A 15,640-nucleotide genomic window follows, 5' to 3' on the forward strand; every position below is an offset into this window, starting at 1 on the left:
ATTCAAGCAGCCGAGTCCGACCGATGCCACACCGGCTCCGAGCGCCGGGTGGGGAGTTTGACGGGGTTTTTCCAGGGTATCGAGCCCCGATGAGCAGCATCGGTACGGACGGCCGACGCGTTCTCGTCGTGGGCTGGTCGAGTGTCGAGAACGGCGAGTGCACGGCCGGGGACCAGAAGGCCATGTGGGCTGTCGCGGACGCGGTGGCCGCGGCCGGGCACCGGGTGGACATCGCCTGGAGCACGGTCATGAGCCGCGCCCCGCTCGGCTCCCGAGCCGGCCGTGACGTCCCTCTCGCCGACGTCGACCCGAGCGAGTACTCCCATCTGCTGTGGGTGTGCGGGCCGGTGAGCGGGAGCGAGATCGAGGCGCTGCACCGCAGATTCGCGCACTGCCGCCGTTACGCGGTGGGAGTCAGCGTCGTCGACGTCGCCGGTGCGGCGTACACGGGGTTCGACGAGGTCTTTCCCCGAGACATCGACGTCCCGGCCGGCGAGTCGGGTGGGGCGAGGTGCCCCGCCCCACCCGTTCCGGACCTGGCTGCCGCGGCGGCACCCGGAGCCGTGCCCGTCGTCGGGGTGTACACGACGTCCGGTCAGCGCGAGTACGGGGCGCGTCGCCGGCACGAGGCGGTCGCTGCCGTTCTCGACGACTGGCTCGCCTCCCGGCACGATATGGCGCTGCTGGATCTCGACACCCGGCTCGATCCGCGGTCGTGGCGATCACCGTCGACGTCGGCCGCGGTCGAGTCGGTGGTGCGACGCCTCGACGTCGTCGTCACGATGCGCCTGCACGGACTGGTGCTCGCGCTGTCCGACGGCGTTCCCGCTCTCGCGATCGACCCGGTGGCCGGGGGAGCGAAGGTGACCGCGCAGGCCGCGGCGTGGGGATGGCCGGCGGTGCTCGCCGCCGACGACGTGGACGCGGCGTCGCTGTCCCGGTGGGCGGCGTGGTGTCTGTCCGACTCCGGTCGAGCGCAGGCGTCGCAGGCGGCTGCGCGGGTGCGCCCGGTGGTGGCGGATCTGCTCGTCGATGTCGTGCGGGAACTCGCGTCGTGAGGTCGTGCGGGCACTCGCATAGTCGCGTGGTCGGTGGGTAGTCGACCGACATGACCGATACCTCGTCCACCCCCGGCGACACCCGACCTCTGGCGCTCGTGACCGGTGCCTCCAGCGGCATCGGGCGCGAGCTGGCCCGACTCTTCGCGCGCGACGGTCACGACCTCGTCGTCGTGGCGGAATCCGACGGCCTCGACGTGGTCGCGACCGAACTGAGCGCGACCGGCGTGTCGGTGACCCCCGTGACCGCGGACCTGGCGACGCCGGACGGTGTGGCGCGCGTCGCCGACGCGCTGCGGGCGCAGGGCCGCCCCCTCGTGGCCGCGGCTCTCAACGCCGGTATCGGTCGCGGCGGCGCGTTCACCGAGGTGCCGCTCGACGACAGTCTCGCCGTCGTCGACCTGAACGTCCGTTCGACGGTGCATCTCGCGAAGGTGGTGCTGGACGGCATGATTCGCGCCGGTGAGGGCTGTGTGCTCATCACCTCGTCGGTAGCCTCGACCATGCCCGGCCCGTACCAGGCCGTCTACAACGCGTCCAAGTCGTTCCTGCAGTCGTTCGCCGAGGGGATCCAGGGCGAACTCAGTGAGTCACCCGTGACCGTCACGTCGCTGATGCCCGGACCCGTCGAGACCAACTTCTTCCACCGCGCGCGCATGGACGACACCGCCATGGGCCGGTCGAGGAAGGACGACCCGGCGGACGTCGCGCGTGCGGGATACGACGCCATGCAGGCCGGCTCGCGCAGGGTAGTGGCGGCGTCGGTGATGTCGAAGGCGATGGCCGCGGTCGACGCGGTCCTGCCCGACGTGGTCAAGGCGACCGGCCACAAGGTACTGGCCAAGCCGCGAGAAGCCCTGCGCCGGTGATGCTTCGAGCCGTCACAGCCGTCAGAGCCGTCAGAGCCGTTCCCGCACGGCGGTGAGCACGTCGGACACGGAGATCTCGAGCAGGCCTGGATCCACCGTGTCCGCGTGCGGATCGCCGGTGTGTCCGCTCCACAGCACCGTGTGCGGCCCGTCCGACGGCGGCCCCCACCAGCGCGGCGGGGTGGGACCGAACAGTACGACCGACGGCGTCCGGTAGGCGCTCGCGAGATGCGCCACACCGGTGTCTCCGCACACCACCAGGTCGGCATCGCACACCAGCGCTGCCAGGTGCACGAGGTCCAGCTCTCCGGCCAGGACCGCGTCTGCGCCCAGTGCTGCCTGGTCCGCGACAGCCCGACAGAGACCCCTCTCCTCGGCCACTCCGGTGAGCACCACCCGGTGGCCCTGTCGGTCGAGTCGTGCTGCCACACGGGCGAACCGGTCGGGGGGCCATCGGCGTGAGAGCGACGCCGCGCCGGGGTGCACGACCACGGATCGCGTCACCGGCACGTCGGCGGGCCGAGCGATCAGGCGATCCCGCCGGTCCGCCGACGCGCCGCCGTACTCCGTCAGGCGGCACCATCGGTCGACCTCGTGGAGTTCCTGCATCCACGGTCGGCCCGCGAGTCCCCGGTCGGGGTGGGCGTGGGTCAGGATCGACGGTGCGCCGGTGGCGACGCACACGTCGATGCTCTGCGGTCCTCGCCCGTGGAGGTTGATCGCGAGGTCCGGGGTCGGACCCGGAGGCGGTCCCGTGAGGCCGCGGGTGTCGATCACCGCGTCCACGCACGCGGTACCGTCCGCGCCGTGCGCCAGGGCGACGAGGTCGGTATACCGGTCCGGCATCGCCAGGGCGAGGTGCGCGTTCGGGTACTGCGCGCGCACGGCTCGGAGCGCCGGCACCGCGGTGAGCAGATCGCCGAGACCGAGCGCGCGCAGGACGAGGATGCGGGAGAGGTTCAGGGCCAGGACGATTCGGTGGAGGAGGTGACCACCAGCTCACGGATCTCACAGCCCGCCGGCTGTGAGAGTGCGAAGATCACCGACGCGGCGGTGTCCTCGGGCCGGTTCAGCTTCGCATCTGCCGGCGGCTTGTACTGCTCGGTGCGGCCGTCGAAGAACGCGGTGTGCATTCCGCCGGGGATCAGCAGCGTCACGCCGATCTCGCCGGCGGTCTCCGCGGCGAGGGCTCGGGTGAAGCCCACGACGCCGAACTTGGAGGCGCAGTAGGCGGTGGCGTCACCCACGGCCTTGATGCCGAGCGTGGACGCGCACGTGACGACGCGTCCGTGCGACTCGGTCAGCGCGGGGAGGGCGGCGCGCACGACGGCGACGGTACCGAGCAGATTGACGTGCACCACCCGTTCCCAGTCCTTCGTGGACACCGAGCCCAGGGGGCCGCACGAATCGACGCCGGCGGCGGTGAACACCCCGTCGAGACGGCCGGCGCGGGAGACGAGCTCCAGGGTGGCTGCTTCCGCGGCTGCGGAGTCGCCGAGGTCGGCGACCACGTGCTCGACACCGGATTCCGGTGCGACGCGGTCGATGACCAGCGGTGTGCCACCGGCGTCGAGGACGGCGTCGACGACGGCGGCGCCGAGGCCGGATGCACCACCGGTGACGAGAACGGTTCCGAGAGTGGGGGTCATGAGAGTTCCTTCCATGGTCGATCGTGTGGACGGGTCAGGCGGGGCGTGCACGTGCGGCGTCGACGAGCCGAGTGGTCGAGTACCCGCCGACCACGGGGACGAGCACGATGTCGCCGCCGTGGCGACGGACGGTCTCCGCCTCCGGCAACGTCGCCTCCGCGTAGTCGGATCCCTTGACCCAGAGGTCGGGTCGTAGGCGGTCGAGGACGGCGGTGGGGGTGTCCTCGTCGAACACCACCACGGCGTCGACGCTGCCGAGCTCGAGGAGGACGCGCGCTCGATCTCGTTGCGAGACCACCGGTCTCGTAGGTCCCTTGGCGCGGGCGACGGAGGCATCGGAGTTGAGGCACACCACCAGGGCGTCGCCCATCAGTCGGGCCTGACGCAGCAACGAGACGTGGCCGGTGTGCAGGAGGTCGAAGCACCCGCCGGTCGCGACGATCCGACCGCCGGCACGTCGGACGCGGTCGATCGTCGTCTCGGCGTCCTCGGGAACGGTCGTGAGCGCGGCAGCAGGGATCTCGCCCTCGCATCGGGAGAAGCCGACGGCGCCGCCGGACACGACGAAGCGGGCCGCCGCGTCGACGGCCACCCGGGTGGCGGCGAGCAGGGTGGCACCGTCCCGCAGCGCGGCTGCGGCCGCGGTCGCGAACCGGTCACCGGCGCCGCACGTGTCGGCGCCCCGCCCCGCGGCGCCGATGTCCGCGCCGATGGGTACCTCGGTGCGATCGTCGCCCTCCACGAGAACTGCGCCACGTGATCCGGTGGTGACGGCGACACCGGCGGCGTGCAGAGCCGCGGCCACCCGGTCCAGCACCGCCTCCTGGTCCTGCGCGCCCGTGACCCGCCGAGCCTCGTCCAGGTTGGGGGTCGCGAGCATGGTGCCGCGCACCGGCGCGGGCCCTCGGGGATGGGGGTCCCACACGACGGGAACGCGCTCGGCCGCTGCGTCGAGACATGCCCGTAGTGACGGGTTGGCCGCCACGCCGCGGCCGTAGTCGGACACGAGAACGGCTCCCGCGGAGGCGATCGCGTCGGACACCCGGGTCGGCACGTCGGCGCGGGACGCCCGCCCGTCGCCGGAATCCAGGCGCAGTAGGGGCTGCCCGGACGCCTGCACACGGGTCTTGCGCACCGTCGTGCCGTCGAGCGGCATCGTCACCACCTCGACGTCGCGCTCCAGCAGGTCCAGCACGGTGTCCGCACCGGCGTCGACTCCCACCGCGGTGACGAGCACCGTGGGCACGCCGTGGCGGGCCGAGATCAGCGCGGCGAGCCCGGCACCACCCGGGCGACACCAGCTCCGGGCGACGTCGACGACGGGAACGGGCGCCTCGGGGCTGAGCCGCTCCGCGACACCCTGGACATCGACGTCGAGCAGCGTGTCGCCCACGATCACCAGCGGACCGGGATCAGGCGTCGCACTCACGTCCGCACTCCCAGTGCCGTGTCGAGCGCCAGACACAGCCCGTGCACCAGTGCCAGGTGGATCTCCTGGACCGTCGCGACGGTGGGTGCCTCGACGGCGATCGCGTCGTCCGCCGTGGCGGCGAGTTCGTTGGGAGGAGGGCCCGTCAGAGCCCACACGGTGACGCCGATCTCCTGCGCAGCCTTCGCTGCTGCGAGCACGTTCCGGCTCGAGCCACTGGTGGACAGCGCGACGAGGACGTCCCCCGGGCGACCGTGGGCACGGACCTGGCGCGCGAAGACCTCCTCCTCGCCGTAGTCGTTGACGATGGCGGTGGTCGCCGAGGTGTCGGCGTGCAGGGCGATGGCGGACAGCGGGTGTCGATCGTGCCGGAATCGGCCGACGAGCTCGCCCGTGAGGTGCTGCGCCTCCGCGGCGCTCCCGCCGTTGCCGCACGCGAGGAGCCGACCACCGCCGTCGAACACGGTGGTGAGGTGGGCTGCCCACCGGGACAGGACCGGGGCCGCGCCCGACGCCTGCCGGGCCGCGGTCTGCAGAGCTACGAAGTGTTCCTCGATCATCGTCCGCCTCCGGGTGTGGGAATGGGTGTGGGATCGGGTGCGGGAACGGCTGCGCTACGGATGGAGACGCGCCGGGTGGTGAAGCGATGCACGGCCTCGACCACGTCGTACGGGTCGATACCGTCCAGGCAGGGGTGACCGGGCACCGGACAGCGCCGCGCCCGCGTACCCCGGCAGGCCGCCGTCTGATCGCCGAGAACGACGCGCGGCACGCCGTGGGGTGCCCACCGGACGGACGACACCACGGGCGCGAAGAGAGAGACCACCGGGGTGCCGACGGCCGCCGCGAGATGGGCCGGCCCGGTGTTGGGGGCGACCACGACGTCGGCGCGATCGAGGACGTCCGCGAGTTCGGCGAGGTCGACGCGTCCGGCCAGATTCGCCGCGTCCTCGTCGGCCACATGGGCTGCGAGCCGGGCCTCCTCCGCGGTTCCCGTCACCACCACGCGATGACCCTCCGCGACGAGCGCGGACACGATGGCCCGGCTGTGGTCCGGTCCCGGCCGACGGGCCGACACGGCGGCGCCGGGATGCACGACGACGTAGCTCTCGGGACCGGTCAGGTGCGAGGTGTCCGGCAGTGGGCGCCGCACCGACAGGGCGCTGCCACCGGACTCGTACCCTGCCGCGCGCACCAGGGACATGGCACGCTCCGCTTCCGGAACGTCCTCGTCGGGTGTTCGGTGACGCAGATCGAGCAACGAGCCGGGGTAGTCCTCGCAGTGCGCGCCGATCCACGGGATCCCGGCGAGTCGGCCGAGCAGCGCGAGCGGGAGCGGCGACTGGTGGAACGAGCCGAAGACGAGCAGCCGGTCGAACGCTCCGTCGGCGAGTCTGGAGACCAGCGCATCGATCTCGGCGCGGTCGACGGCCGGCGGATCGAGAACGATCCACGGTGCGGTGAACGTGATCACCTCCTGCACACCCGGAAGGAGTTCCGCCGCAGCGCGTCCGCCGGGACCCACGAGCATGGTCACCGAGTCCTCCTGCGCGATCGCACGCACCGCGGGGCCGGTCAGCAGGACGTCGCCCATGCTGTCCAGGCGAGCCACGAGCACCCGTCTGCCTTCCGAACGTCGCACACTCACACGGCACCTGCGATCACGGCCGACACGGCGGCCGCCACGGTGGGCGCCACCGCGGCGTGACGGCGAGCATGGTCCACCTCGTCCGCACGGGTGCGGGGCGTGGGCACGAGGATCGCGCGTGCACCCGCAGCCTGTGCTGCGCCGATGTCCGCGCCGATGTCCCCGATGAGGACGCAGTCGGCTGGGGACAGGCCCAGTTCCCGTGCGGCGGCATCGACCATGCCGGGGCGGGGCTTGCGGCACCCGCACCCGTCGGCCTCGCCGTGGGGACACACCTGCCACGTGTCGAACGGACCCAGCAACGTCTCGACGCGTGCATTCACCGCGTCCAGTTGCTCGGGTGCCACCAGACCGCGGGCCACGCCGGACTGATTGCTCACCACGCCGACCTTGATACCGTTGTCGCGCAACAGGTCCAGGGCCTCGCGCGCCCCGTCGACGGGTGTCACCCCGTCGGGATCGGCCAGATAGGGGACGTCCACGATGATGGTGTCGTCGCGGTCGAACAGCACGGCCAGCGCCGGACCCGTGGACGCGTCCGACCGGACGAGACGATGACGCAGCTCCCCGCGTGCCCGGTACGCCACGGCGAGTGGCGGGATCAGCACCGACGTGACGGCCATCGAGACGCACTCCCGTGACGAGAGAGGTCCCGCGGCGATGCGGCGCGCCGCGAACTCCGCGGTGAGTGTCGCCCAGGCCGACGCGGCGGCGGCGGCGATCCTTCGCCGGCCCCTCGACACGGATCGCACGGCGACGACGGCCGTCAGCGTCGTGACGACGTGGCGGGGCATCATGCCAGGACCCTCACCGATCTCGGAGCGCCAGTCGCGGCCGTACTTCAGGCGCATCAGCGCGTTGTCCTCGTTGCCACGTTGCGCGCGCAGACTCGCCCACGGGTCCGCGCTCACGGCGGGCGGGTGGGTGGTGATCCTGGTGCCGGTGACGATCTCGTACCCGGCGCGGCGAACGCGGACCGCCAGGTCCGAGTCCTCGCGGTACGCCCGTGGGAACCGCTCGTCGAAGCCGTCCACCGTGCGCAACGCCGTGCGTCGGTAAGCCATGTCGGCAGTGATCCACCGCGCCGTGGACAGCGCCGCGGTGCGGCGTTCGTCGTCGGTGGGCCGACGGTCCGTCGGCAGGGGCACGTCGATCACGGCCTGCGACGCCCCCACGGACGACGGCAGTCCGCGCAGGTCGCGGACGAGCTGGTCCCGCCACGTCGACGCGACCGTCACGTCGTCGTCGAGGAATGCGACCCACTCGCTGCTCGTGTGGCGCCAGCCGACGTTGCGTGCAGCGGCTGGTCCACGCCCACCACAGCGGACCAGTCGGACGGTGAGATCGAGTGCGGGGAGGTCGAGGGGCTCGGTCGCACTGCGCGGCCTGTCGTCGACCACCACCACGACGTCCGGTGTCGGACCCGTTCCCGAGTCGAGCGCACGCAGCAGTGTGGCCAGGCCGGGCCGACCGATCGTCGGGATCACGACGGACCACGTCGGCTCGCTGTGGGCCGGCGCGCTCATCGGTTCCGCCGGACGAGGAACGGTCCGATGGCCAACGCGTCGACGGGAGAGGATCCGAACAGCTCGAGGGCGTCGTGCGGGCTGTCCACCATGGGTCGGCCCGCGGTGTTGAGGCTCGTGTTGACGACGACCGGGATGCCGGTCCGGCGATCGAACTCGCGCAGCATCGCCGCGGTCGGCCCCGAACCGTCCTCCACGGTCTGGATGCGCGCGGTGCCGTCGACGTGGGTCACGGCCGGGAGCCGATCTCGCCACGCCGGGTCGACGTCGTGCACGAACAGCATGTAGGGGCTGGGAATCGGACCACGGGAGAACAATTCGGGAGCGCGATGCGCGAGCACCATGGGTGCCACGGGCCGGAACTGCTCGCGCCCCTTCACGTCGTTGAGGCGCTCGACGTTGCCGGCATGACCGGGATGGGCCAGCAGCGAGCGGTGGCCGAGCGCGCGGGGACCGAATTCGGACGGACCCTGGAACCATGCGACGATCCCGTTGTCCGCCAACACCTCGGCCGCGGCGGAGGCGATGTCGACGGGCCGCTCGAACGGCACCTTGGCCACGGTGAGCTGAGCGGCGATCTCGTCATCGCTCCATCGGCGACCGAGTGCCGCCGTCGTCAACGGTGCGATGGTGTCACCGGCCTCGGCGGCCACCGTCGCTGCTGCGCCCCAGGCGGTTCCGCTGTCACCTGCGGCCGGCTGGACCCAGATGTCGTCGAAGGGACCCTCGGTGAGCACGCGGGTGTTGGCCACACAGTTGAGGGCGGTTCCGCCGGCCATGGCCAACCGGTGTTCGCCGGTCCTGTCGGCGAGTTCGCGGGTCAGGGCGAGCAGCACCTCCTCCACGACGGCCTGCACGCTGCAGGCGAGATCCGCGTGGCGCTCGTCGAACCGCGCGTCGGGGGCACGGCGGGGCACCAGCTGCTCCCAGTCGATCCACTCGGTGCGGAATCCGCCGTCGTCGGTGACGTGGACGAACCGACGCAGCAGAGGGAGGTGCCGGGGCCGTCCGTACGAGGCCAGGGCCATCACCTTGTACTCGTCACTCGAGCGAGTGAAGCCCAGGTGTTCGGTGAGGTCCTCGTACAGCAGTCCGAGGGAGTGCGGAAGGCTCTGCGTGGCAAGTACTTCGAGCTTGGAGTCGATGTAGCGACCGGACAGCATCGAGGTGCTCTCGCCCCGGCCGTCGGACACCAGTACCGCGCAGGAGCCGCCGAACGGAGCCAGCAGTCCCGCCGACGCGGCGTGCGCGACGTGGTGCCGCACATGGTGGAACGACCCCACGGGTGCCCCGCCGAGAACGGTGGACAGGAAGTGCGGAGCGCGCTCGGCATAGGTCGTACGCAGCTCCTCCCACCGTGGATCGAGGCCACCGTGGCGATCTCCGTGCACGGCGTCGTGGTCCACCAGGGCGGGGTCGTACGAGTACGCGACGGCATCGATGTCCGACGCGTCGAGGCCGGCGTGATCGAGGCACCAGCGAATCGCCGCCTCGGGAAGCTCCCACGCGGAGAACGGAACCGGCCGCTTCCCGTGTTTGCGTCGGGAGAAGCGCTCCTCCTCCGCCGCGGCCACCGTGCGGCCGTCGACCATGACCACGGCGGCCGAATCGTGGAACACCGCGTTGATCCCGAGCACGCGCATGACTCACCTCCTCTTCGTCCGATCGATCCTCCGGCCGCGCCGGTGCGGCCCGATCTACCCGCCGGCCGCGCCGGTAAACACCGTGTTCGGATTCGGTCGTGACGACGGAGCGGTGTCGGCGAACCACCGGACCGTGCGGGTGAGACCGTCCGCCAGGTCGACGGTCGGGCCCCATCCGAGAGCAGTGCGCGCGACGGTGATGTCGGGGCAGCGGCGCTGGGGGTCGTCCTCGACCGGCGGGCACGGTGCCACGGTGAGGTCGCACCCCACGACCTCGGCCACGGCGCGCGCGATCTCGAGCACCGTCCGTTCGTCCGGGTTGCCGATGTTGACGGGCCCGGGATGCGCCGACCGGACCAGTGCGAGCAGCCCGGCCACGGTGTCGTCCACGTGGCAGACCGACCGGGTCTGCAGGCCGGAGCCGGTGACGGTCAGCGAGCGGCCCTCCAGGGCCTGGCACACGAAGTTCGGAATCATCCGCCCGTCGTCGCGGCGCATGCGCGGGCCGTACGTGTTGAAGATGCGGGCGATCGCCGTGTCGACGCCGTGCGTGCGCCGGTAGGCCGCGGTGAGCGCCTCGGCGTAGCGCTTCGCCTCGTCGTAGACGCTGCGCGGACCGGTGGGGTCGACATTCCCGCGGTACGACTCGGACTGCGGGCTGACCAGCGGATCGCCGTACACCTCACTCGTCGACGCCAGCAGGAACCGGGCACGGTGCTCGCGGGCGAGCTCGAGAGCTCGCTCGGTTCCGACGGCACCCGCGTGCAACGTCTCGAGAGGCAGCCGGTGATAGTCGTCGGGGGAGGCCGCGGACGCGAGATGGAAGACCTGTCCCGGGTCGGCACGGGTGATCGACCGGGGCAGCGGTTCCGTGATGTCGTGCTCGACGAAACGGAACCGCGACTCGCGGTGGAGGTGCTCGATGTTGTCGAGCGACCCCGTGACGAGGTTGTCCACACAGACCACCGCGGTGCCGTCGGCGAGAAGCGCCTCGCAGAGATGTGATCCCACGAATCCCGCGCCGCCGAACACGACCGCGCTTCTCGTCGACCTGCCAGTTCGGTTCGATCCAGCTTCCTCGGACATGGCGCGGCAGATACCCGTGAGTGCACCCGGCAAACGCGTTTGTCCGGACCCGTTCCGGGTAGACCGGGCGCGTGTCGGGCAGTGAGACGAGCGGTTCCGGGGAGAGGTCGCGCACCACGGTGGTGGTGGCGACACGCAACCGTGCGGACGAACTGGCCACCACGTTGCACCACCTGACGCGGCTGCGGCCGCCACCGCCGGTGATCGTCGTGGACAACGCCTCCTCGGACGGCACCGCGGACGTGGTACGGCGGGCAGCCGAGGAGGGTGCGGACGTGCGCTCGATTCCACTGTCGCGCAACGAGGGTGCCGCGGCCCGCAATCGGGGCGTCTGGGCCGCCGAGACCGAGTTCGTCGCCTTCGCGGACGACGACTCGTGGTGGGAGCGTGCGGCGCTGACGACCGCGGAACGAATTCTCGACGTCCATCCGGACATCGCCCTCGTCGCAGCGCGGACGGTGGTCGGCCCCGAGTGTCGGGACGACCCCGTCAACGCGGCCCTGCACGTCAGCCCTCTGGCGTCCGGCAGTGCCGACGTCGACGACCCCGGTCCGCCGGTGCTGGGATTTCTCGCGTGCGCTGCGATCGTGCGGCGCAGAGCCTTCCTGGCCATCGGCGGCTTCTCTCCGGTCCTGCAGTTCGGCGGTGAGGAGACCCTGCTCGCCTTCGATCTGGTGGCGGCGGGTCATCGGGTGGTGCACGTGTGCGACGTGATCGCACACCACCACCCGTCGACCCGACGCATGGCGACGATCGCCCGACGGAACCTGGAGTCGCGCAATGCAGTTCTCACGGCACTGATGCGCCGACCGGTGGGGGAGTGCGTCCGGTCGGTGACGACGCTGGTGGCGCGCGCACTCGTCGATCCTCGCGTGACGCCGGCTCTCGTGGGCGCGGCGCTCCGTGCCCCGACCGCACTGTGGCACCGACAGACCCTGCCCCCGGACGTCGAGCGGGCCGCTCGCGCTCTCGAGACCACACCGGCGGCGTCCGGGCACCCCGACGAGGAGGTTCGAGCATGACCGAGACAGCCGATCGTGTCACCGTCGTGATGATCACTCACGACCGACGGGACGAGCTTCACCGCACGCTGAAACACATGACGTCGATCTCGGACGCGGCCCCGATCATCCTGGTGGACAACGCCTCCACGGACGGTACGGCGGACATGGTGCGGGAACTGTTCCCCGAGGTACGGCTTCTCGCCCTGTCGGAGAACCTGGGCGCGGTGGCCCGGAACCGTGCGGTGGATCTCGTGACGACGCCGTACGTCGCCTTCTGCGACGACGACACGCGCTGGCAGGAGGGCGCACTGACACTGGGGGCGGTGCGACTCGACGCCTATCCGGCCCTGGCGACGGTCACGGGCCGCTGTCTGGTCGCGCCGTCGCTGGTCGAGGATCCGATCACTCCCGAGTTCCGGGAGAGCCCGATCGTGGGTCCCGCCTGGCTTCCCGGTCCTGCTCTCCTCGGGATCATGGCGGGGCTGACGATGATTCGCGTGGCGGCGTTCCGGAGAGTGGGCGGATTCTGCGAGAAGATGTGGCTCGGCGGCGAGGAGGAACTGTTGGCCCTCGACCTCGCCGCGGCCGGCTGGTGGATGGTCTGGGAGGAGGGCATGGTCATCGAACACGAACCGTCGGTGAGCCGCGACTCCACCCGCCGTCGTCAGCTCGGGATCCGGAACACCCTGTGGACGCTGTGGTTACGCCGGCCGGTGCGCAGCGCACTCCGCCGTACCGTCGCGGTGGTGCGGTCCGCCCCCCGGGACCGCACGACGGCGTCGGCGGTGTGGGAGGCGATGCGGTCCGCCGGATGGGTGGCACGCGAGCGGACAGTGGTGCCGCCGTCCGTCGAACGGGGCCTCGTACTCCTCGAGGAGCCGCAGTCGCGGTCGGTGGCGCGGCGCTACGTGGGGTGACAAGTTCGGGGGGGTGACGAGACCGGGTTCGACCGGGCTTCACACCCGGTCCAGCTGGTCGTCCCCCGATCCGTCCGCGGTGTCGGCGGCGGCCGGCTCCGGAAGCAGTGACCGGTAGACCCGATCGGTGTCGACGGCGATCTGCTCCCACGAGTACCGCGCACGAGCGCGATCGGCGGCCGACATGCCGTAGCCGGTCCGCCGACCCTCGTCGTTCAGCAGGCGACGGACGGCGTCGGCCACGGCGGCAGGCGTGCGTCGGTGGACGAGAACTCCGGTGACACCGTCGATCACGGTGTCGAGGAAGCCACCGACCGCGGTGGCCACCACCGGGATCCCGCACGCCATCGCTTCGAGCGGCACGATCCCGAACGGCTCGTACGTAGGAGTGCAGACCACGATGTCGGCGGAGCGGAGAAGGTCGGGCATCGTCTCGTGGGAGACCTGTCCGACCAGGCGAACGCGGTCGGCCACACCGTGGGCGACGGCGATCTGCTTCAGGCGTCGAGCCTCGTCGTCGTCCGAGACGTCGCTGCGCTCGCCGCCGGCGATGATGAGGTCGGTGTCCGGAATCGACGCGAGGGCCGCGATCGCCAGGTCGAATCCTTTGCGAGGCACCAGTCGGCCGACGGCGACCAGCCGCCGCCGACGCGCGGGGTCGGGAGAGCTGACCGGCGCCGGCTGGAACTTCTCGAGGTCCACGCCGCACGGCACCACCGACACCCGCCGGCGCGGTATGCCCATCCGGACCAGTTCGGTGACCTCGTCCGAGCACGTCGCGACGACGTGATCGGCTCCGCGTGCGATGAGCCGCTCGATCTTCGGTCGGCTCGGCGGCGACGTGTCGCGGGTGCCCTGGTGCCGACGCTTGACCACACCGAGTGCGTGGAAGGTCACGACCGTGGGAATCGCGGGCGGACGCGCCGCGAGCTGGGTCGCGAGCCCCGACATCCAGAAGTGGGCGTGGACCACGTCGGGTCGGTCTCGCGTCCAGTGCTCGGCCAGGTGCGAGGCGAAGTCGCCCATGTGGGGCAGTAGTTCGTCCTTCGGTACCGGCTCCGGCGGACCTGCGGGAACGTGCACGACGCGGTAGCCGTGATCGACGGTGACCTCGTCGGGGAGGTCGCGGGAGTCGCGCCGGGTGAAGACCGACACCTCGTGGCCGCGGTCGACCAGGGCCGCGGCCAGCGCCGCGACGTGGACGTTCTGGCCCCCCGCGTCGATTCCGCCGAGCGCGGCGAGCGGGCTTGCGTGTTCTGACACCATGGCGATGCGCATGAGGAATCCGTCCCTCGGATCGTGCGTTCCGAGACGTCGCTGGTGACTGAACGACGTCCCTCTCGGTCGGTGGAGCGGGTGGAGATGGTCTGGTCGGGTGAGCGGCTTCAGGGGAGGACGGCGGCGAGTGCGCTGTCCCATCGGTCGAGGAAGGTCGGGAGGTCGTGTCGTGCGGAGACGAAGCTGCGTGCCGCCTTGCCGGCGAGCTCGGCTGCGATCGGCTCGTGGACGAGTTCGCTGATTCCGGCGCGGAGGACGTCGACGTCGTTGGAGAGGACGCCGACCTCGGGCGGCACAGTGGCCGCGACCTCCGTCGTCGCCACCGCCACGACGGGCATGCCCAGGTACATCGCCTCGAGCAGTGACAGTCCCAGCGACGTCCATCGTGCGGTGTGCACGTAGACGCGGCGTCGAGCGATCTCGCGGTGCAGCTCGTGGCCCTGCACGTCGCCGAGGCCGCGGACGTTCGCGGTCGGCTCGTCCAGTTCGCGGGTTCCCATCCCGAACACGTCGAGCGGTGCGGCGCCGGCCAGCGGGCCGAGGAGGTCGGTTCCCACCACGCGTCCGCGTCGGACCGGGTCGTTGATCATGGTGACGGCTCGGGGCAGCGAGCCCGTGTAGAGCGGACCGGGGTCGGCGATGCCGTGCGGGATCACCGTCGTCGGCGCGACGCCGGTGTCCCACATGAGGCGATTGAACTCGGTCACGTGCACGACAGGGATGTCGCTCCGATCCGCCAGCGGGTGGACGGAGTGCACGGGACTCGGTCGTGGCGCGTTGTGCTCGACGTAGATCGCCGGGACGTCGCGGCCGGGTCGTCGACCCAGAATCGCTTCCGCCAGCTCGAGCTCCTGCGGGCGTTGCAGCACGACGACGTCGACATCCTGCGCGGGCGCACGATCGACCGGAACGTCGATCGCGTAATCCGACCAGGGTCGCCCACACCGTCCGCGCCCCCACTCGTCACCGGTGTCGTTCACCGGGAGCAGGTACCGGTGTCGACCCGCGACGAAGGCGGACGTCCACGATCCGTGCACGTGCCACAGCAACACCGAACAGGACTGGGACATACCGCTCGGATAACCCGGATCGAAGGAAAAAAACATCCGGATGGCGTTCAGCTCCGAATACCTCTCCCACATCTCACGCCGAGGTCACTTCATCGGATCGTTTCCCCAGTTCATCAGCGAGTAGCGCCACCGCGAGTGCTCCACGTCCTTCGAGGGGCCCTGGGCGCGATGTCGGTGCACGTATCCGACGACCTTGCGCATCGCGGCGACGTCGTCGTCCGTGAGATCGGATTTCTTCGTGTCCAGGATCGAGGTGATGCGCCGCCCCATCTCGTGCCCCGTCGACTCACCGTCCTTCGAGTCACCGACGGAGCGGGACTCGTCGGTCGTCAGCCAGTCCTCGAGCTCCTTCCTGGTCATGTTGACCGCGTCCTTCCAGTCGTCCCACACGTCGTCCACCGTCTCGTTCTTCTCCGTCATGACGCATCGCGTTCCCCGGAAGCGAGGGCGGCAATCCCGGTCG

The 15,640-nt window shown here is 71.2% G+C and carries 15 protein-coding genes; 4 read left to right on the top strand and 11 right to left on the bottom strand.

The genetic code is table 11. The features are described 5' to 3' along the window. Positions 1-89: 89 nt before the first annotated feature. Both HQ325_RS07600 and HQ325_RS07605 read left to right on the top strand, forming a co-directional pair. Positions 90-1,058 (top strand): polysaccharide pyruvyl transferase family protein, encoded by a 969-nt coding sequence (locus tag HQ325_RS07600; RefSeq protein WP_222627778.1) that lies wholly within the window; start codon positions 90-92, stop codon positions 1,056-1,058. A gap of 50 nt (positions 1,059-1,108) precedes the next feature. Next, positions 1,109-1,927, top strand: a complete 819-nt coding sequence (locus tag HQ325_RS07605) for an SDR family oxidoreductase (protein ID WP_222627780.1) — start codon at positions 1,109-1,111, stop codon at positions 1,925-1,927. 30 nt (positions 1,928-1,957) lie between these two features. Here the strand turns inward: HQ325_RS07605 and HQ325_RS07610 are convergent, their stop codons facing one another. From HQ325_RS07610 to HQ325_RS07645, 8 genes are read right to left on the bottom strand one after another with little or no spacing between them, the layout of a single operon-like run. After that, positions 1,958-2,830 carry a glycosyltransferase family 9 protein gene (locus HQ325_RS07610; protein WP_308014296.1) on the bottom strand — a complete coding sequence of 291 codons (873 nt, stop codon included), beginning with the start codon at positions 2,828-2,830 and terminating at the stop codon, positions 1,958-1,960. 56 nt (positions 2,831-2,886) lie between these two features. Further along, complete coding sequence (locus tag HQ325_RS07615) at positions 2,887-3,576, bottom strand: SDR family oxidoreductase (RefSeq protein WP_261777744.1); 690 nt, start codon at positions 3,574-3,576, stop codon at positions 2,887-2,889. A gap of 34 nt (positions 3,577-3,610) precedes the next feature. Next, on the bottom strand, positions 3,611-5,005 hold the full coding sequence (locus HQ325_RS07620; protein WP_308014297.1) for a PfkB family carbohydrate kinase: 1,395 nt from the start codon (positions 5,003-5,005) through the stop codon (positions 3,611-3,613). Then, a complete protein-coding gene (locus HQ325_RS07625; protein WP_222627784.1) occupies positions 5,002-5,565 on the bottom strand; it encodes an SIS domain-containing protein in 564 nt (187 codons plus the stop codon). The genes HQ325_RS07620 and HQ325_RS07625 overlap by 4 nt, the downstream gene beginning before the upstream one ends. Beyond that, positions 5,562-6,653: a glycosyltransferase family 9 protein gene (locus HQ325_RS07630; protein WP_308014298.1), complete on the bottom strand. Its 1,092-nt coding sequence runs from the start codon at positions 6,651-6,653 to the stop codon at positions 5,562-5,564. Before HQ325_RS07630 ends, HQ325_RS07625 begins: the two co-directional genes overlap by 4 nt. Continuing rightward, the gene (locus tag HQ325_RS07635; RefSeq protein ID WP_222627786.1) at positions 6,650-8,179 is read right to left on the bottom strand and encodes an HAD-IIIA family hydrolase; all 1,530 of its coding nucleotides are present in this window, start codon (positions 8,177-8,179) and stop codon (positions 6,650-6,652) included. Before HQ325_RS07635 ends, HQ325_RS07630 begins: the two co-directional genes overlap by 4 nt. Then, positions 8,176-9,822, bottom strand: a complete 1,647-nt coding sequence (locus HQ325_RS07640) for a carbamoyltransferase C-terminal domain-containing protein (RefSeq protein WP_222627789.1) — start codon at positions 9,820-9,822, stop codon at positions 8,176-8,178. The genes HQ325_RS07635 and HQ325_RS07640 overlap by 4 nt, the downstream gene beginning before the upstream one ends. Positions 9,823-9,876: 54 nt before the next feature. After that, complete coding sequence (locus HQ325_RS07645) at positions 9,877-10,908, bottom strand: NAD-dependent epimerase/dehydratase family protein (RefSeq protein ID WP_222627791.1); 1,032 nt, start codon at positions 10,906-10,908, stop codon at positions 9,877-9,879. Positions 10,909-10,979: 71 nt separating this feature from the next. Between HQ325_RS07645 and HQ325_RS07650 the strand changes: the two genes are divergently transcribed. Further along, entirely contained in the window at positions 10,980-11,930 is a 951-nt protein-coding gene (locus HQ325_RS07650; protein ID WP_222627793.1) for a glycosyltransferase family 2 protein, read from the top strand. Beyond that, positions 11,927-12,829 carry a glycosyltransferase family 2 protein gene (locus tag HQ325_RS07655; RefSeq protein WP_222627795.1) on the top strand — a complete coding sequence of 301 codons (903 nt, stop codon included), beginning with the start codon at positions 11,927-11,929 and terminating at the stop codon, positions 12,827-12,829. The genes HQ325_RS07650 and HQ325_RS07655 overlap by 4 nt, the downstream gene beginning before the upstream one ends. A 39-nt stretch (positions 12,830-12,868) precedes the next feature. Here the strand turns inward: HQ325_RS07655 and HQ325_RS07660 are convergent, their stop codons facing one another. The 3 genes from HQ325_RS07660 to HQ325_RS07670 all read right to left on the bottom strand — a co-directional run bounded on the left by HQ325_RS07660 (position 12,869) and on the right by HQ325_RS07670 (position 15,597). Continuing rightward, on the bottom strand, positions 12,869-14,107 hold the full coding sequence (locus HQ325_RS07660; RefSeq protein ID WP_222627797.1) for a glycosyltransferase: 1,239 nt from the start codon (positions 14,105-14,107) through the stop codon (positions 12,869-12,871). Positions 14,108-14,214: 107 nt separating this feature from the next. Beyond that, positions 14,215-15,177, bottom strand: a complete 963-nt coding sequence (locus HQ325_RS07665) for a glycosyltransferase (RefSeq protein ID WP_222627799.1) — start codon at positions 15,175-15,177, stop codon at positions 14,215-14,217. Between the two features lie 84 nt (positions 15,178-15,261). Beyond that, positions 15,262-15,597 (bottom strand): DUF3140 domain-containing protein, encoded by a 336-nt coding sequence (locus tag HQ325_RS07670; RefSeq protein WP_222627801.1) that lies wholly within the window; start codon positions 15,595-15,597, stop codon positions 15,262-15,264. Positions 15,598-15,640: the final 43 nt, after the last annotated feature.

This window comes from Rhodococcus sp. BP-349 (assembly GCF_019835845.1).
Classification (GTDB): Bacteria; Actinomycetota; Actinomycetes; order Mycobacteriales; family Mycobacteriaceae; genus Rhodococcoides.